Source organism: Leisingera sp. SS27 (assembly GCF_028368855.1).
Taxonomy (GTDB): Bacteria; Pseudomonadota; Alphaproteobacteria; order Rhodobacterales; family Rhodobacteraceae; genus Leisingera.
Genome location: NZ_JAQNCY010000002.1, coordinates 392,653 through 409,454, shown reverse-complemented (window position 1 = coordinate 409,454; position 16,802 = coordinate 392,653). Strand labels below are relative to the sequence as shown.

Annotated in this window: 14 protein-coding genes; 3 read left to right on the top strand and 11 right to left on the bottom strand. The window is 64.4% G+C overall.

Annotated features, from left to right (window positions below; translation table 11 throughout):
• Window positions 1–7: 7 nt before the first annotated feature.
• The 8 genes from N6L27_RS07875 to qhpG are packed head-to-tail and all read right to left on the bottom strand — an operon-like array spanning window position 8 to window position 9,097.
• Window positions 8–1,000 carry a helix-turn-helix domain-containing protein gene (locus N6L27_RS07875; protein WP_271906686.1) on the bottom strand — a complete coding sequence of 331 codons (993 nt, stop codon included), beginning with the start codon at window positions 998–1,000 and terminating at the stop codon, window positions 8–10.
• Window positions 997–1,653, bottom strand: a complete 657-nt coding sequence (locus N6L27_RS07870) for a hypothetical protein (protein ID WP_271906685.1) — start codon at window positions 1,651–1,653, stop codon at window positions 997–999. Before N6L27_RS07870 ends, N6L27_RS07875 begins: the two co-directional genes overlap by 4 nt.
• Window positions 1,650–3,389 carry an ABC transporter ATP-binding protein gene (locus N6L27_RS07865; protein ID WP_271906684.1) on the bottom strand — a complete coding sequence of 580 codons (1,740 nt, stop codon included), beginning with the start codon at window positions 3,387–3,389 and terminating at the stop codon, window positions 1,650–1,652. Before N6L27_RS07865 ends, N6L27_RS07870 begins: the two co-directional genes overlap by 4 nt.
• Window positions 3,386–4,465: a quinohemoprotein amine dehydrogenase subunit beta gene (peaD, locus tag N6L27_RS07860; RefSeq protein ID WP_271906683.1), complete on the bottom strand. Its 1,080-nt coding sequence runs from the start codon at window positions 4,463–4,465 to the stop codon at window positions 3,386–3,388. The genes N6L27_RS07865 and peaD overlap by 4 nt, the downstream gene beginning before the upstream one ends.
• 13 nt (window positions 4,466–4,478) lie before the next feature.
• Window positions 4,479–4,802, bottom strand: coding sequence for a quinohemoprotein amine dehydrogenase subunit gamma (qhpC, locus tag N6L27_RS07855; protein WP_271906682.1), 324 nt, complete (start codon window positions 4,800–4,802; stop codon window positions 4,479–4,481).
• Window positions 4,799–6,223, bottom strand: a complete 1,425-nt coding sequence (gene peaB, locus N6L27_RS07850) for a quinohemoprotein amine dehydrogenase maturation protein (protein WP_271906681.1) — start codon at window positions 6,221–6,223, stop codon at window positions 4,799–4,801. The genes qhpC and peaB overlap by 4 nt, the downstream gene beginning before the upstream one ends.
• 16 nt (window positions 6,224–6,239) lie before the next feature.
• Window positions 6,240–7,763 carry a quinohemoprotein amine dehydrogenase subunit alpha gene (gene peaA, locus N6L27_RS07845; protein ID WP_271906680.1) on the bottom strand — a complete coding sequence of 508 codons (1,524 nt, stop codon included), beginning with the start codon at window positions 7,761–7,763 and terminating at the stop codon, window positions 6,240–6,242.
• On the bottom strand, window positions 7,739–9,097 hold the full coding sequence (gene qhpG, locus N6L27_RS07840) for a flavin-dependent monooxygenase QhpG (RefSeq protein WP_271906679.1): 1,359 nt from the start codon (window positions 9,095–9,097) through the stop codon (window positions 7,739–7,741). The genes peaA and qhpG overlap by 25 nt, the downstream gene beginning before the upstream one ends.
• Before the next feature lie 31 nt (window positions 9,098–9,128).
• Here qhpG and qhpR point away from each other — a divergent pair, with 31 nt between their 5' ends.
• A complete protein-coding gene (qhpR, locus tag N6L27_RS07835) occupies window positions 9,129–10,268 on the top strand; it encodes an AraC-like transcriptional regulator QhpR (RefSeq protein ID WP_271906678.1) in 1,140 nt (379 codons plus the stop codon).
• Window positions 10,269–10,533: 265 nt separating this feature from the next.
• Here qhpR and N6L27_RS07830 read toward each other — a convergent pair whose 3' ends face one another.
• Window positions 10,534–11,283 (bottom strand): hypothetical protein, encoded by a 750-nt coding sequence (locus N6L27_RS07830; RefSeq protein WP_271906677.1) that lies wholly within the window; start codon window positions 11,281–11,283, stop codon window positions 10,534–10,536.
• Between the two features lie 85 nt (window positions 11,284–11,368).
• On the opposite strand from N6L27_RS07830, the gene N6L27_RS07825 reads away from it, so the two are divergent.
• On the top strand, window positions 11,369–11,911 hold the full coding sequence (locus N6L27_RS07825; protein ID WP_271906676.1) for a MarR family winged helix-turn-helix transcriptional regulator: 543 nt from the start codon (window positions 11,369–11,371) through the stop codon (window positions 11,909–11,911).
• Window positions 11,912–12,604 carry an MOSC domain-containing protein gene (locus N6L27_RS07820; RefSeq protein ID WP_271906675.1) on the top strand — a complete coding sequence of 231 codons (693 nt, stop codon included), beginning with the start codon at window positions 11,912–11,914 and terminating at the stop codon, window positions 12,602–12,604. It abuts the gene before it with no gap.
• Between the two features lie 163 nt (window positions 12,605–12,767).
• Here the strand turns inward: N6L27_RS07820 and N6L27_RS07815 are convergent, their stop codons facing one another.
• Window positions 12,768–15,176 (bottom strand): YbcC family protein, encoded by a 2,409-nt coding sequence (locus N6L27_RS07815; RefSeq protein ID WP_271906674.1) that lies wholly within the window; start codon window positions 15,174–15,176, stop codon window positions 12,768–12,770.
• Between the two features lie 14 nt (window positions 15,177–15,190).
• On the bottom strand, window positions 15,191–16,741 hold the full coding sequence (locus tag N6L27_RS07810; protein ID WP_271906673.1) for a proton-conducting transporter transmembrane domain-containing protein: 1,551 nt from the start codon (window positions 16,739–16,741) through the stop codon (window positions 15,191–15,193).
• Window positions 16,742–16,802: the final 61 nt, after the last annotated feature.

Here is a 16,802-nt window from a genome sequence, read left to right as displayed (position 1 = left end):
TCCCTGTTTATCCGTCAGCCGGGTTTGATTGAAAAAGACAACCACGGCCCGGCGGCGGGGTCTTGGGCACCGGTGCCAAAGAGTTTGCGTCCTGCGCCAAAAATCCGCCGAGAGTGCAGGTGCTGAGGAAACCGCGCGGTGAGCAGCCGAACTTCCGGCGGAAAGTGCGGTTGAAGTGGGAGATATCGCCAAACCCAGCGCCATAGGCGATTTGAGCAATCGGCATCCGGGCACCGTGCCGCGCCGCATGGCGCAGTTTACCTGCCACCGCATCCAGCCGGGTGCGGGTCAGGCACTCGGTAAAGGTGGTGCCGTTTTCCTGAAACTCCCGCTGCAGTTGGCGCCGCGACAGCCCGGTGCGCGCGGCCAGCGTGTCCACGGTTAGCCCCGTGTCACCGCTCAGCAGCTCCAGTGTCTCGCGCACCAGCCGGAACCGGTGCTTGCGGCTGCCGAGGCTTCCTGCCCCTTGTCGTGCCCCATTGGCAAAGGCTAGCGGCACCAGATCAAAGATATAGCCTGCGGTGTCCTCTGCCCCGCCGGCATCCAGCAGCCCGCACAGGCTGGCATGCAGCAGATGCGCCGGGGTGATCTTGCGGCCCGCCGCGGGCATCTCCCGGCGGCTTTCCAGCACCAGCGCCCGCGGCAGATGCGCAGACAGGAACACCGCAGGGCGGCCGCTGACGCTCAGTTCAGCCGCGCGGGTGGAATCGAGCAGCAGAAACTCTCCCGGCTGCAGCAGCACCTCGTGGCCAGCGTGGAGGATGCCGGTTTCACCTTCCATCTGGCGCAGCAGAAAGAAATGCTCCTGGTCGTCGCGCAGAATGCCCTTTCGGGTACGCTCGATGCGGGCCGGCGGACAATGAACCTCGGCGACATCCACGCAGCCCCGCTGCCGCAGGTTGAAGGTTCCGGTCCAATCCCGCACAGCCCGGTCCGGGGCCGCGTAATAGTGGCCGCAACTGGCACGCAGTGTGCTGTTCCAGTGGTCAAAACAGGTCATGCAGCCTGCGGGCCTCCCGCCCCGATGCGTTCGCGGCCTCTGAAGGGGGGGTCTTGCAGCATCGCTTCAACGCCGCCGTTCATGCTGGCCCGGGCGAGCAGTCCGGTGAAATGCGCGGCCGCCAGACTGGCGCCCCGGACTGGCGAAGAAGGGCTGCCTGGGCAGGCGCCGTACCGGGCGGAAGGCAAGTTCAGCAGCGACCATTGGCCGGCCCCGCAGCGGGCATCGCCTTGCACCGAAAACACGCCCTCTAATCCCGCCGGATAGACCGGCGCGCCGCGGGCCGGAGCGGAGGCTGCCAGCATCTTGCCCGCAGCCAGAACCGCCGCCACGGCCTCAGCCAGCAGCGGGCTGGCCTCACCAAGGCCAAAAGAGCAGTGAACGATCTCCGCTTCCGATTCCGCAGCCCGGTGCAGCGCCTCTGTCACGGTAGAAAGTGATGTGGCAAGACGGCCGGAAAAGATGCTGAACCCGGAAATTTGCGCGTCCGGCGCATTTGCGCGGATGGCAACAGCCATGTGGCGTGCGTGCAGCGCTGCCGGGCTTTCGGCTGCTCTGGGATGCATCGCGCAGATATCCACGCGGCCTGCCAGGCCGGGGGCGTTTTCAGCCAGCGGCCCGTCAATGAGGGCTATCAGCGGCGAACGGGTCATTCCAAGACCTCCGTCAGGTCGATCACCATGTCAAAATCCCCGTCCGCCGCGGCTCCGCCGTGGGCGGTCAGGATGCGCGTGGCGCGGGGGAATTCCGTGTCGATATGGGCCAGGATCCGGGCGGCGGTGGCAGGATCCACCTCCGACAGCGCCTCATCCAGAATGAGGATGTCAAACGGTGTCAGCAGCGCCCGCAGCAGACACAGCCGCTGGCGTTCGCCGCCCGACAGTGTCAGCCCGCTTTCACCCAGCATCGTGTCGAGGCCCTCGGCCCTGCGGAATCTGCCCGCCAGGCCAAACATATCGAGCATTTGCCAGACCTTAGCTTCATTCTCAGGCTTGGACCAAAAGGCGCGGCTTTGAAACAGGTTGCTGCGAAGACTGGCCCGCAGGGTAAAGGGCCGCTGCCCGGCATAAGCCACCCGGTCCGGCAAGCGGGATCCGCTCAGCAGCTGCAAGTCCGCACCACCCAGGGTCGCACGCCCGGCCAAGGGCTGTGCCCGCCCGCAGAGCACAGCCAGCAGCGACGTCTTGCCTGCGCCGCTGGCGCCTTTTAGGGCCACCCGGGCGCCTTCGGGAATGCGCAGGGTGAGCGGGCCAAGAGGGGCTGCCGCACCGCGGGCCACAGTCATGTTGTCCAGCTCCAGGCCATAGCAGGATGGAGAGAAGGGTCTGGAAAGGGCAGGTGGCTGCCGCATCACCGCGTCCAGCCGCGCGGCGGCCACCTTGACCCGCGCCTGCGCGTGCCACAGGCCCAGGAGCGACTGCATCGGCCCGGTCATGAACCCCATGTAGGCGATGAAGGCAATGAGCGAGCCCAGCGGCCACTCGCCGCGGATCACCATCAGACCGCCAGCGAGGAAGATCGCGGACCGTGTCAGTGCCGACAACAGCACCGGCACCGCGCGGGTGAATTCGCCCCACAGGTTCTGTGCAATCAGTCTCTGGCTCAGCCCGGCATGATCCCGCAGGCTGCGCCGCTGCGCCCATGCGCCACCCCGGGCGGCTTGCAGGGCGGGCAGGCCGAACAGGGTCTCTGACAGGCCCGCGCTGTACCGCCCCTGCATCTCGCGCACCGAAGCCGCGTGGCGTTCAGTCCGGGGCCGGGCCCAGATCAGGAACAGCAGCTCCGCCGGGGCCAGCATCGCCGTCAACAGCCCCAGCCGCCAGTCCAGCACCATCAGCATTGCCGAACCGCCAATCAGCCGGATCAGTGCCGAGGAGCCGCCCAGCACCGCGTTAAAGGCAAATTTCTGCACCTCCGCAGCATCGCCATCAATCCGTGTCAGCAGCTCACCGGCGCGCTGGCTGGCGAACCAGTCTGCAGGCTTGGCGGCGAGCCGGGACAGCAGCCGCTGCCGCATCCGCGCCAGCATCCGGACAGAGGCGCGCATATGCAGGATATTGCTCAGCGCGCCGGTACTGGTTGCCAGCAGGCCGATCCCGAACAGTGCCGCGGACCAGATCACCAGCTGCGCCGTATCGCCCGCCATCAGTCCGCGGTCGATCACCAGCTTGCTGGTATAGGGCGGCAACAGGCCAATCGCGGCCGCAGCAAAACTGATCAGCAGAAGCACTGCCAGCCGTCGCCGGTGCGGTCGCAACAGCGGCAGCAGCCAAGCCGCGGTGGCGGGTGTGAAAAGCGCCGCGCCCGCACCTGAAGGCAGACGCGGCCAGGTCCGGGCGGCAGCACCGCCGCCCGGCTGGGGGGAGAGTTTGGCAGCAGGCCCGGTCATCCCTGCGGCACGACATGCAGGGTGGAGACGGACATATCCCCGCCCGAGGGCATCCGGATTTCGCCCGCCCGCTCCAGCGTCTCGCTGTCATAGATGCCGATGTCGTCATTCGTGCCCGCGACATAGATCTCTTTCCCATCGCTGGAGACATTGATGACGTAGTAGGTGTGCGGCAGGTCGACCCGCTTCACCAGCTCCTTTGTCTCAAGGTTGTGCTTGGACAGCTGAGTATAGACGCCATAGAGGTGCTTGGGGTCCACCGCACTGCGCACGGCGGAGAACATCAGCACCTCGAAGGAGGCAAAATCGGCGATCTCCGTCTCCCCGGTGGTCAGATCGACCGACTGGTAGCCCCAGACAAAATCCGCCAGCTCCTGCTGGGTTTCGTCCGTAAAGACCGCCGCAGTATACATCAGCAGCATCTCGTCGTTCTGGCTGCCGGTCGGCCAGAACGCCAGCACATCCGGCGGGCTGTAGGCGGGGCGGTCCCAGCTGGCATTGGCAATCGCCACCTCGGTTTCTCCGTTGGAGGGATCGACCCGGTAGATCTCATGCCCGGCGACATAAACCTGGCCATTGCGGTCGCTCGCCATCAGGGTGGACCGCCGCGGCGCGTCAAAGGTGGCGGACGGCTTGGCCTCCAGCCCGGCGCCGGCGTCATAGACGGCAAACTCCGGCTGCATCACCTCATAGCGGTCGGTCTTCTTGCGCACCGGATTGCGCACCGTGTAGATCTGGCTGCCATCCTTGGACACCGCCAGGGAGGCCAGCGAGCGGCGGGTCACATCGCCCTCGGACTGGGCGGCATGAAAAACCTTTTCACAGGTCTCGATATCGACACCGACCACGTCCTGCCAATGGTTCACCAGCACATAGGCGATGCGGTTGTCCGGCGACATGGCGATCACGCCGGGTGTTACATTCGCCCCAAGATCGCAGTCGGCTTTGACCGAGCGGTCGTCCGCATCAAAGACATAGAGGTTGGAGGGCCGGGCCACCGTTACCAGAAGGTCGCCAGCGGCCAGCGGCAGGGCTGATGCGCAAAACGCGGCAGCAGCAAAAAGCGCGGATTTCATGATGCGGGTCTCCTCAGGTTTCGGCATCGGTGGGATAGGTGGCGCCAAGCGCGCGCCAGTCCTTGGCGGCATTGGGCGCGCCTTCGTCCCAGTTCGGGTGGTTGACCATGATGTCGGGTACCTGCGCAGGCCACCAGCAGGGGTCGGAGCAGCCGTAAAGGTCCGCCTCCATCGGCTGGCACAGCGCGGCCAGGCCGCCAAAGGGATCGACCTCCCAGCCCGGGTCGAATGTGGTGGCACAGCCTGCGGTCACGGTCTGCATCGCGCGGACCTCTTCCATCTGGCCTTCGGCCGCGGCCTGCTGAACGCGTTCGGCTTTTTGATTGAGCGGTTTCATTTTCCAAACGCCCTCCTCGGCGCAACATGGTGGTGAAAATACTGCGGTGCCTGGGCGATCAGCCGGGCATAGGCGCCGACGCCAAAGTCGATCCAGTCGCGCATCAGGTCGCAGTAGTGATAGGTCGGCATCATCGGGTCGCTGAAATGGGCATAGCTCTCGTGGTAGCATCCGCCCGCGCACAGATTGCGTATCCGGCAGGTAGCACAGCCCTTCTCGGTGCGGTCAGACCGCGCCTTGATGAAGCCCGACAGCTCCTTGCGCTTGATGCCCTCATCGATGGTGCCGAACTGGTCCATTTCCGATCCGGTGAACCGGTGGCACAGGTTCAGCGCGCCATCGTGATTGACCGCCAGCATCCCCACACCGGCCCCGCAGGGCAGCGCCTTGGACCGCCCTTCGTAAAGGTCGTTCATCATCTGATGCATGTTGGAAAAGCCGATGTTGCGGCCCTCCAGCGCCGCCTCGACATAGAGCCTGCCAAGGGATTTCATCCCCTCGAACACTTCCAGCAGCTCGGCACCGTTCAGGTTGAAGGCATCCATCTCCCCCGAGGTGACCGGCGAGAATCCAACCTCGGCAAAGCCGATATCGTTGATCAGATGATCCCAGATCTCCACGATATTGGTGATGCCTGCAGTCAGGGTGACGCGGGCGCCCACAGGTTTCGATTTGTACCGCGACAGCAGCAGTCGCGCTTTGGCAGCCACGGCGTCATAGGTGCCCTTGCCGCCCACCGTCTTGCGGTTCAGGTCGTGCTGGGCCTTCGGCCCGTCGATGGAGACCGTAAGGCCAAAGCGATGCTCGTCCAGCCAGTCGATCAGCGGCTCGGTCAGCAAGGTCGCATTGGTCGTCAGGCTGAAACTCACCGTCTTGCCAAGTGCTGCAAAATGCGGCTCGGCCCAGTCCACCACCTGCCGGATCAGGGGCAGGTTCGACAGCGGCTCGCCACCGAAAAACACGATGTTATAGCTGTCCCGGTCCGGGTTCTCCGCCAGTAGCATCTCTGCTGACTTCCGCGCTGTGTCAAAGGCCATCTTCTGACCCTTCGACGGCACCGCCAGATCCTCCTTGTAGCAATAAGAACAAGCCAGGTTGCAGCCGGTGTTGACGTTCAGAACGATGGTGGTCAGCGGGAAGGTCTCGATCTCGATCGGCGGCCGTTCCGGCTGCAGCGGGCGGCCGTCATTGACGATATCCAGCCGCACCAGCCCGTCGAGCCGCGCCGCCGCATCCTCAGCAGCAAACCGCGCCTCGAACTCGTCAATCGAGAACGCCTGCTCCTGCGCGGCATAATCAAGGATATCCCGGTCCACCCCGTCCATCTCGAAGATCGAGGTGGTGGGGACGTGGAACAGAACCTCCCGTCCTTCGACTTCTACGCGGTGCGCATTGGCCGGCTGATAGTGAAAATCTTTCATGATCTCTCCCCCTGTCTCAGCGGATCGGCGGGTCGATGAAGCGCTGCACGGTGACGATCAGCATCGCCTCCGCCTGCTGGCCCATCGCCTCTGCCTGCACGGTCAGTTCACCCGCATTATTGGCGCTAAAGGGGCGGTCCGGGTTGGGTCCGGCAACCGCGGGCGCAAAGATGCCACTGGCCTGCATTTCGCCTGCAAATTCAGTGTCTTTCATGTGCGCTGCGTGCTCATGCGCGTTGGCAACGGTCCATTGCGCCTCAACCCGTCCGATGCGCACGTCATCCTCGGTCCCCGCTTTTCCATCGGGTCCGTTCCACATGCCAACCGCGTTGAAATAGGCAGGCACCGCTGCCGGGCCATCCTCGCTGCCGCCGCCAACGCGGGCGATGGTGAACTCCGGCTCCACCCGCAGGCTGTCGACAGAGGTGTAATGGGCGATCTGCCCCTCAACCCCGCCCGCGCTGAAGGTGACAACGCCATTTCCTTCAGAGGCCAGCGACAGCGCCGCGCCATAGGTATTCGCAGCCGCCTCGCCGGCAGAGGCGTCCAGCCCGTCCAGCCCGGTGCCAACCACCTGCACCTGCGCCTCCCCAGCCGGCACGGCAGAGGGAACAGTGCCCAGGATGACGCTGCCAGTCCCGTCCCGCACACCGCTCAGCGGCGCGCCCAAGGCGTCGTTGCTGCGGTCGAACTGGCGGCCCTGCAGGCTGTTGCCATCCTCCGACAGCGCCAGCACCTGGCGGTAGGGGGTTCCGCCAATGTCCAGATTGGCGCGCCATTCATACCCCGTGTACAGGTTCATCTGCCCCGACACCGGATGCGCATTGCCGTCCGCCGTCATGAACGTGCCGCTGACCTGATAGGGCGAGGCATCACCGGTCACCGTCAGCTTACCGTAGGCCTCGCCGATGCCGGGCAGATCGGTCATCACCACCCAATCGCCCGCCACCGGCTGCTTGTCCGCCGCCTGCCAGTCCGTCCAGGCCGCGGTCTCCAGCGGGTTCTGTTCGGCCAGATAGCCGGCGATCTCGGTCCGGGCGATCTTGTACCACTCCCGGTCGCGGCCAAGCGCCTGGTATTCGATGGTGGGGAAATGGCCGACATGGAAGTCCATGTGCAGCTCCCACTCCTCCGCGGTGCGGTTCTGCAGCAGCCCCCGCGCGCCGGTGTGGCAGCGCGCGCACATCGAGGCGAAGGGCTCGTCAAAGCTTTCCTGCGCGTTCGGGTCCTTCTCCAGCGCATAGCGGAACGGCGCGGCCTCAGCAGGCGCCAGCCCTTGAGTGTCCGCCAGATGCTGCACGATGGCGCGGCGGTCCCCGGCGCTGATCTCCAGCCCGTGCGACTGCTGCATCCGGACGATGGTCATCATCCAGCCCTCGGGGCTTTTGCGCTGGCCGCTGATCCGGCTCAGCCCGTTTTTCTCTGCCGTGTGGCAGGCAGAGCAGATGTTCTGCAGCAGCTCTTCGCTGGCCATTGCCGGCATTGCGCCCGCCGCTGATATCAGAAGTGCAGCCGTCAGGCCGTGGGGTCGTAGTTGCATGGTTCAGTCTCCCTGTTTGCAGTGTCCCAGGGGATCTGCGCCCCCTCGGTAAAGCCTTGCGATAAAAGCCATTGATGGATCGCCTGCGCCGCCTGCGGCGGGGCCTCGGGCAGAACCGCGCTGTGAAAGCGCTCCGCGTCCGGCAGCGGCTGCCCGTTCAGGCGGCGCAGCAGCGGCACGATCTCCTGCCCGGCAGCAAAAGCCGCGCCGCCGGGGGCATCGCGGGTGATCAGCACCTCGCGCCGGGCCAGAAAACCGTCCTGCACCACCACCTGCATCGCGGTGTGAGGGCGGATGTCCGTTTCATGCGCCGGGGCCTCATCCGGCCAGGCCGCGCGCTGCTGCCAGAACGGCGTCTGAAACCCCGCCTCGCGGTAAAAATCCCGGCCCACTCGGGCCTGCCGCCAAAACGTCTCCGCCACCCGGTTGCGGTAAAAGTCGCGAGCCAAGTCCGCCTCCCCCGCGAAAAGCGCCCGCGCAACCGGCACCGCCATCAGCGCCGAGGAGACCGCCCAGAACATCCCGTGCCCCGACAGGGGATCCAGCGCCACCGCCGCATCACCCAGCCGCGGGCAGCGCGGATCCAGATCCGGCGCCGCGAGGCGCGGCGAAATCGCATGAACAACGGAGCGGCGGGGCAGCGGGGTCTCTCCCGCCACAGCGCTCCACAGCGCCGCCACGGCGGCTTTGCCACTTGACTGCCCCAGCGAGGACGCAGCGCCCACCGCCTGCAGCCACAGCCGGTCCCGGTCCACAGGCACCGACCAGACCCAGCCGCCGGGCCGTGCCGCAATCCGCGGTGTGGTCATATCTCCCGCCTGCGGCGGCACGAATCCGGCAACGGAGATCGTGTCCGGCCCGGCCAGCTCAGCGCGGTTCAATTCAGTGGATTGGCGCGGCGCCCGGCGGCCGCGGGCCTCAAACAGCAGCCGGGCGGTCAGGCATGTGCCATCGGCCAGGCGGATTTCACCTGCATCGGGCCGCACGCTGGACACCGACGCAAAAACAACCCTGACGCCCGCACCCTGCGCCGCCTTCAGCAGCCCGGCATCAAACTCGCTCCGATCGGCCAGATGCTCGCTGTTCTGCCCGCCCTGGAACGCGCCCCAGCTGACATGACGCTGGGCCGCCGGGCCGATCCCGGCCAGCGGCAGGTGGTGCCGCGCTAGGATCGCCGCGACGCGGGCGGACATGCCCTCATACCGGGCGGCGCGCGGCGGCAGGGTGGCCAGCACCACGCGGAACCCGGCCCGCGCCAGCAGAACCGCCGCCACCGACCCGGCCGGGCCGCCGCCTGCGATCGCTATATCAAAGGTGCCTATTTGAGGTGCCATTTATCCAAGGTGCCCCGGCGGGCCGCCTCTTGTGGCGGACACTTCCGGACAACAACCCGACATTTCCGGACAGAATCGGCCGCTTGGGCCCCGGTTGCGGCTATTTTTCTGGAATTGGCGAATTTTGCCGTATTCTAGCGCAATCCAGAGGAAATGCGCGATGCCACACACTTACCAGCCCCGGATTTCTGCCTCCACCTTGAACGATCCGTTGCGGGCCGTTGAGTTCATGAACGGTGACTCTGCAGCCATTTCCCGCAACGCCGGGATACATCCGCAAGACCTGGACGGTGAAATAGGTCTGAAGAAATTCGTGGACTTCTGTGAACACGCCTCTCATCAGCTTCAACTCCCCGATTTCGGCTGGCGGGTCGGTTCGGTTTTTGACCTGCAAAACCTTGGCGCACTTGGTGAATATATCATGCAGGCGCCGACGCTGGGGGCAGCTCTGGCACTGTTCCGCAATGCCTTTCCGATGGTGCAAAGCGACTCGGAGCTCAGCCTTTCGGTGGATGGGGGCAAGGCACGGCTGACCTACCGGATCCTCGACAACAGCATCTGGCCGCGGCAGCAGGATGCAGAGTTGACGCTGTCTGTTTTCCACAGTCTGATTCGCTCTGCAAGCGGCCCGGACTGGCGGCCTGAACTGCTGTCGCTAGAGCACGAATCAAGTGCGCTGCTCAGTCACAATGCCGCCGGGCCGCTCTGCCCGGTACAGTGTGCGGCGCCCTCGAACACGCTGGTGTTTTCCTCCGGCCTGCTTGACCTGCCGCTGGCTGCCAGCGAAAATCCAGCCTTTAAAGCCGCTTCGCAGTCGATTGTCCGCTCCGCCCGTCAAAGCGAACGGGAGGCGCCGGTGACGGTGCGGGTGCGCCGAGAGCTGCTGATGCGGATCGGCCGTGAAAGTTTTGAACAGACCGCCATCGCCGCCGCCCTGGGCATGTCGCGCCGTACTCTGCGGCGCCGGCTGGAGGATGAAGGGCAGAAGTTTTCCCGTCTGCTGGCGGGCTGCCGCATGGAGATAGCCAAGCGCATGCTGCTGGCTCCGGGCGCGCAGCTTCACGACATTTCCGAAAGGTTGGGTTATTCTGAGGTTTCTGCATTTGAGCGCGCCTTCCGGCAGCGGGAGGGCGCGACTCCCAGCCAGTTCAGAAAGCAAACTTCTGCCTGAAGAACCCGGGCTAGTGCCGCGCGCAAAATGCTGGTTGCAAAGAAGAAACGGCGCGCAGAAGCGTTTGGAAACACCGCGGCACTACAAGCCGCTGAGAGGACTGATTTGACCGGACCGGTTTGACTTTTGGAGGATGACTGGCCTCTTTTTCACTGGATGGTGGATCCCGGGGCAGGTGGGCGGCTCCCGAAAAATGGGCTTTCGTATTTCTTCATTTTCTCAACCAGGGGCCGCCACATTGATTGCTGCGGCTGCCCCTTAGAGATTACTGAAGCTTGCCGGGCAGGCTCAGATCACCTGAGGCAACATCGAAAACATCGGTGACACACAGCAGGGGGGCGTGGATGTTGGCATTCACCCGCAATGCAGAGGTGACCCCGTCATAGGCAACGCCATCCAGCTGCACATCGCTGGCAAATCCGGCGTTCACCTTGATTTCCGGCCCGTCAAACAGCGGTGTAAATCCTGGGCTGTCCAAGAAGACCGGGAAACCCGGCCATGTCGCGGGCAGCTTGGGCGAAGCGCCTTCGGGGATGTCGCGCACGGCTAATGCGCCTGGGCCGCAGGCCTCTGCCGGAGTCAGAACAACCCAATGGCTGTGCCATTCGACACCGTCATTTGCGGGATCGCCATCGCCGTTTTCGTCAAAAAGCGGGGTATCGTCGAAATCCGGGTGGCTGGTTGCAGCCAGCGCAAGAATTCCGGTGCCGCCCTCGAACCCCACTGCAGATGGGTCCAGAGAGGTCGGCCACACATAAGACCAGACATCTGCACCGCCAACTGTCCCACCCGAATCCGGGACTGAGGCGCCTGCGGTGCCGGCAGTGGTCATGTGGAAGGTCACGGTATTGCCATCGCGATGCGCATGGGAGGCCAGAATGTCAAAATCCGCCGCCTTGCCAGGATCTGCAGGCGAAATGACGGCCCCCTCTTGATGCAGGGCGTGGTCCCCGCCTGCGAAGGCCGTTGAGGCCCTGAGAACAACGGCGGCAAGTACTGATGGGGAAAGCTTCATGATCGTCTCCTTTCATTTGATAGCGACTCGCTACTAAAAGATGAGATGGATTGCAACTTTAATTTCGACTCGCTATTGTCTGGTCATGAAAAACGATCACGGTATCCGCATCCTCATCAACCGCCTTGCCAGGATAGACACGGCAGGCGGCTGGATTGGGGATTTGAATCCGACCCAAAAGGCGGCGCTCGAGTATCTGTCTGCAGCCAATCAGTTTTCCCGGTCGCCGTCGCATGTTGCGGAGTATCTCGGAACCACGCGCGGAACGATGTCCCAGACGCTGAAGGCGCTGGTGCGCAAGGGGTATGTCACCGAGCGGCGGCAAGAAACGGATCAGCGGTCAATATGCTACGCGCTCACAGAAGCAGGTGTGGCCGCCCTGAAGGAGCCGAACCCCATTGCTAAGGCGATAGGCGCGTTGCCGCCGGACGTCAGGGAAGATCTGGAAAGCGGCCTCATGCAAAGTTTGAGGCTGGCTTTGGCTGCCAATGGCGGCCGGGCGTTTGGACGCTGCCGGACCTGTACCTATCACGATTCCAGTTTTCCGAATGGCTTTTGCACTTTGCTTGGGCTGGCCTTGGAAGCCGGGGAAAAAGACAAGATTTGTATTGAGCATAAAGAGGCCTGAATGACACATCCTGACTTGTCGGTGGAAATCGGCGGCATTTTCTTCGGAAGTGTCCAGAACCGTTGGGCGGGCAAAGCAGCTTCAGCCATTCAGAAAGACCGGGTGCCCGGCCGCCAGTCCCTTACTCTGACCGGATTTTCAGGCGATGCCCAGGCGGACTTGACCGTGCACGGCGGCGAGGAAAAAGCGGTCCATCACTATGCCTTTGATCACTATGCCGCCTGGCAAAGCGAAGGGCATATGACTCCCGGCACGGCGGCTGCGGCTTTTGGTGAAAACATCACCACAATTGGCCTGACAGAAGAAAACCTCTGTATAGGCGATATCCTCAGGCTGGGGTCTGCCACCGTTCAGATCAGCCAGGGCCGCCAGCCGTGCTGGAAACTTGGCTTTCATACGGGCAACGAAAAGATGCCTTACCTGTTTCAGAAAACGGGCCGTACGGGGTGGTACTACCGTGTTCTGGAAGAAGGCGGCGTAGCGGCAGGCGACAGGATAACCCTGATAGAGAGGCGCCACCCGGACTGGAGCGTCTTGCGCGTGACACAAGCCCGCTTGACCCGGAGGATATCCTTGGAAGATGCCGGAGTGCTGGCGGAAATGGAAGCACTGGCTCCAGGCTGGCGGCAGGCGTTCGGGCGAATGGCCGGAGGCGAAAAAACCGAGGACACGAGCAAAAGGCTGGGAGCCTAGCTTTTGCACGAACCGGTCATCGGCCAACCATCCGCGCAGTGCCGGACCTGAACTGTGGAAGGATACAAAGCCCCGGTGCTGATGCAATCCGGAGGCGGCACCGGCTCTGAAATCTTCAGATCAGTGCCGCCCGATTGCTCATTCTCAAGCCGGCAAAGGCAGGTTACTCCGCGGCGATCGCGCGGAGGGCTTCTGCGCGTTCGTTAAAGCGTTCCCATTCGAGGCCAGGGCGGTAGCGCCAGGCGAGCTTGCCTTCGCCGTCCATTGCGATCAGGTGCAGCCAGCCGTTGTCAAACAGCTCGCGCACCCTGGGGTGGCGTTTCAGGATTTTCGACATCGCTTCGCGCGGCGCTTCGATGACTACGGTCAGGCGCAGCGGGTCGTGCTGCAGACCGGTGCCGTCGTGGACGGATTGCCACGGCAGCCCCGGACGCGGCGCGCCGGTGTTGCCCTCAAGAACGCCGATCCCGCCGACCACGTTGTGAAGCAGCTTGTTGCCGCCGCCGAACACGGACGGCGCCACGGTGGAGCCGTAGTACTGGAGGCTGATCCAGCTGGCGACCACCACGGGCGCCGTCACGATCAGCTCAAGCACACCGAACCCTTCGTCCCGCTGCCAGTCGTAGTCGTGCAGGAAGGCCTGGCCGGACAGGTCTGTGGCGCCGGTCCGGTGGCGCGGCGCCGCGACAAAGGCGCGGCAGCCTGCCAGACCCCATTCAGGGCGTGTCTCAGCCCAATCCCGGGCCCGGCGGGTAATTGCAGCGGCGCGGTCCGCGCGCGGCAGGCGCATTGCGCGCTCGGCACGTGCCAGGCTGCCGGCTGCGGCGAGCCATGTCCTCAGCTGCTTCAGGTTTTGCTTCGGCTTCCCATCCGGCAGGTCCTGTTCAAACAGGATCAGATCGTCAGTTGTTGTATGATGAAGCGCCGGCACGAAGACGGTATCGGAGGGGATGCTGATCCCCTTGTCCCGCAGGCCGGCCTGCACGCTCGGGTCGTTCAAAAGGCTGGCCAGCAGGCGGGCATTCACATCTCCGGCGTAACCGCCGCAGGCACCGCAATGCAGCGTGCTTTCATGCGGATTGTTGGTTACTCGGGCGCCGTGGCCTGCCAGCAGCACGATCCGTGCGAAATTCTCCGTCAGCGACATGGCTGTCAGTACCGATCGGGCCATGCCCACGCGGCTCTCCAGATCGATTTCCGGGTCCATCACGGGGGCGGGATCTGCGGCCGGCTGGCCATTCAGCCCCAGTGCATCCCGGAGCAGTTTGCCCACATAGATCGGGCCAGCGGCCTCCACAAAGGCAAAGGAGGAGACAGCGGCGAGCTTGAACCGGCCCCAGGCGCGTTTGGCCCGTGCCGAGTAACGGCGGTTGAGGTTGGCTTGCCCGGTTTCGCCTGCCTGAGAGGCCATGCCGGGCTGGAGCAGCACCGGGTTGCGCCTTTCGGTCACATCCGAACCTGCGGCCTTATGGGCGCTGGCCAGGCCGAAGAAACCTGCAAAACCGATGGTCTGGATGCTGCTGCTTTGCGCCTCCAGTGCGCGGCGGAACACTTCCGAGCGCACGTCGATACAGAAGGCTGCCTGCACATCCGGGCGCCCTTCGGTTTGCTGCGGTTTGCCCTGCAGCAGCTTGGCCTCCAGGGCGCGTTGTCCGGCCCGTTCTGCGGCCTCCTGCAGAACAGCGTCGATGACCAGGTCCGCAGACGGGGTGACCGGGGCCTGATGGGCCGCAACAGCCTCTGCCCAGCGAGCCTGGATTTGGTCTTTGTAAAGCTCGAACAGGGCTTCATCAAAGACCATCCGGATGGCCAGAAGCTCTGTCACCGTGCTGTCCTGCTTGCCCTCCAGTTCCGCTTGCCACAGGAGATAGCGGCTGTACTGTGCCCAGCCGCCCAGCGTCATCAGCCAGCGGTGGAATGCAGTTGCGGCGGCGCTAGAGTTCACGCCAAGGGTTTCCGACGCCCGGCCGATGGCCCGCCAATGCGACCGGTTGGTGTCCGCAGCAAAGGCGCAGAAACCCGTCAGGCCGTGGATCTCCGGTGTCAGGTCACGCGCGGCAAAGTCCCGCCAGGCACTGAAAGCACCGCCGGTGCCGTCCTGCTGCCACAGGGCCTGCCCCTGATCGAAATGACTGGCGGCCCATACGCTGACGCGGTCTTCGATCAGTCCGGGCCAGTCGATGCCCGAAACCTCTGCGGCCAGTTCGGCCACTGTTGGAAGGGCTTTGGGTTCAGCAGTCTCACTGGCCAGGGCGGCCTTGATGTCTTGCAGTCTCGGCGCATTGAAGCGGCCTTCGACCGCAGCCAGAGCGACCTGCAGGTCGGCTTCAGTGATGCTGCCTGCCTCCAGCTTCTGCGCCCAATAGGCGCGCGGCGGTGTAATCCGGGCACCTCCCGCGCGCTCAAGACGCGCAGCAGTGACGGCCAGGGGTTCGCTCGTCTGGCCAAGGAACGGGTTCACCGCAACATTGGCAGAGAGCGGGAAGAGCGGCGGGATCGCCTTGGCAGCAGTGTTGGCTTCGGCAACAAGTTCCAGCAGGGCGGCGGGGTAGGACTCGAGTTTCGCAAACATGAGCGGGTTTCCTTTCAGGCAGCAGCGCGCTTGGACCATCCGTCCAGCAGCTTGTCGAAGATCGCATTGGCGTAGAGACCGTTGGTCAGGTGGACGCGCAGTCCCGCGGCCGCTGGGTGAGATGCCCAGAGCGGGAAGGTTGCCTGCGCCACGGCCACCAGGCCAAAGCTTGCGAGGGCAAGGAGGATGAGCGCCCATTCCAGCGGTCCGGGGGTTGGGGCCGGCGGCAGGCTGCCCGCGGTCAGATGCTGGGCGATGACCTGCAGGGCAAAGTAGCTGACCGAGGCAGCCAGGGCATAGGCTGCGGTCCGTTGCATCAGTGCCCGCGGCGCCGCGTCGGCAAAGCCCTGTGCCAGCAGGTAGGCGACACCGAAGATCAGGATCACACCCAGGGCAATGGCCTGGACCGACTTGCCGTCAAATCCCAGAACCGCACCAACGCCGCTGTAGATCACGATGGCAATGGCAAAGGCCTGCAGCACGTTGCGCGCGCTTGGCACTGCTACCGGACCGGGACGGCGGATCGCGGCGACGTTGCGCACTGCCTCGCCTGAGCTGAGGAAGGCATGCGCCTTATAGAGCGAGTGCGCCACGATGTGCAGCAGGGCAAGCGGGAACAGCGCCAGGCCGCATTGCATGATCATGAAGGCCATCTGCGCGATGGTCGACCAGGCCAGCGACGTTTTAACTGCGGGCTGGGTCAGCATCACCAGGCCGCCGAACAGCGCGGTGAACCCGCCGAGCATGACCAGCAGCGCCATCACGCCCGGAGCCAGCAGCATCACGTCGGCAAAGCGGATCAGCAGGAACCCGCCCGCGTTGATCACACCTGCGTGCAGCAGGGCGGAAACCGGTGTGGGCGCCTCCATCACCTCGGTCAGCCAGCCGTGCAGCGGGAACTGCGCCGAGGCCAGAACCGCCGCCGCGGCGATCAGCAGGGCGGCCGCGGCCGTCAGCCAGCCGGCTCCGGCCGTGGACAGGATCGTTTCGATATCCGTCGTCCCGGTTGCGGCGATCAGCAAAATAACGGCACCGGCCAAGGCGCCCTCGCTCAGCCGTGCAACCACGGCCTTCTTGCGGGCAGCCCGCCGGGCTGTCGCGCGTTCGGGATAAAACAGCAGCAGCTGGTTCAGCGCCAGACTGGTCACTGTCCAGGCCGCAATGAGCTGGATGAGATTGCCGGACATCACCAGCAGCAGAACAGAGGCCAGTGCCGTGCTGACCCAGCCCGTGAAGGCGCCCTGCCGGTCTTCGCCGTCCAGGTAGGTCTTGGAAAAGCGCAGGACGATCCAGCCGATGAAGCTGACCAGAACCAGCATCACCGCACTTACCGCGTCCAGCCGGACCGACAGCCCGGCCCCGAAAAGCCCGATCAATGCCGAGGTGCCGGAGCCATTCAAAATCAGAAGCGTGGCAGCTGCCGCCGCGATGGCAAAGGCGGCAAAGGCAGCGGCCTCGGCCAGTACCGGCACCCGCCCGGGACGTTTGCCGGGATGGCGGAACGCATAGAAGGCTGCAGCCAGCAGGACCAGCGGGCTGAGGAGGGGCAGAAGAAGATAGGTCATGATCGGAACCCTTCAGTTTTCTCAGTCAGAGACATTGGGAAATGCATAAGACACAGCTTTC

Excerpts from the sequence above, each read along its gene's own strand:
- N6L27_RS07875 (WP_271906686.1), bottom strand. The coding sequence starts at position 1,000 with ATGACCTGTTTTGACCACTGGAACAGCACACTGCGTGCCAGTTGCGGC.
- N6L27_RS07870 (WP_271906685.1), bottom strand. The coding sequence starts at position 1,653 with ATGACCCGTTCGCCGCTGATAGCCCTCATTGACGGGCCGCTGGCTGAA.
- N6L27_RS07865 (WP_271906684.1), bottom strand. The coding sequence starts at position 3,389 with ATGACCGGGCCTGCTGCCAAACTCTCCCCCCAGCCGGGCGGCGGTGCT.
- peaD (WP_271906683.1), bottom strand. The coding sequence starts at position 4,465 with ATGAAATCCGCGCTTTTTGCTGCTGCCGCGTTTTGCGCATCAGCCCTG.
- qhpC (WP_271906682.1), bottom strand. The coding sequence starts at position 4,802 with ATGAAACCGCTCAATCAAAAAGCCGAACGCGTTCAGCAGGCCGCGGCC.
- peaB (WP_271906681.1), bottom strand. The coding sequence starts at position 6,223 with ATGAAAGATTTTCACTATCAGCCGGCCAATGCGCACCGCGTAGAAGTC.
- peaA (WP_271906680.1), bottom strand. The coding sequence starts at position 7,763 with ATGCAACTACGACCCCACGGCCTGACGGCTGCACTTCTGATATCAGCG.
- qhpG (WP_271906679.1), bottom strand. The coding sequence starts at position 9,097 with ATGGCACCTCAAATAGGCACCTTTGATATAGCGATCGCAGGCGGCGGC.
- N6L27_RS07830 (WP_271906677.1), bottom strand. The coding sequence starts at position 11,283 with ATGAAGCTTTCCCCATCAGTACTTGCCGCCGTTGTTCTCAGGGCCTCA.
- N6L27_RS07825 (WP_271906676.1), top strand. The coding sequence starts at position 11,369 with ATGAAAAACGATCACGGTATCCGCATCCTCATCAACCGCCTTGCCAGG.
- N6L27_RS07820 (WP_271906675.1), top strand. The coding sequence starts at position 11,912 with ATGACACATCCTGACTTGTCGGTGGAAATCGGCGGCATTTTCTTCGGA.
- N6L27_RS07815 (WP_271906674.1), bottom strand. The coding sequence starts at position 15,176 with ATGTTTGCGAAACTCGAGTCCTACCCCGCCGCCCTGCTGGAACTTGTT.
- N6L27_RS07810 (WP_271906673.1), bottom strand. The coding sequence starts at position 16,741 with ATGACCTATCTTCTTCTGCCCCTCCTCAGCCCGCTGGTCCTGCTGGCT.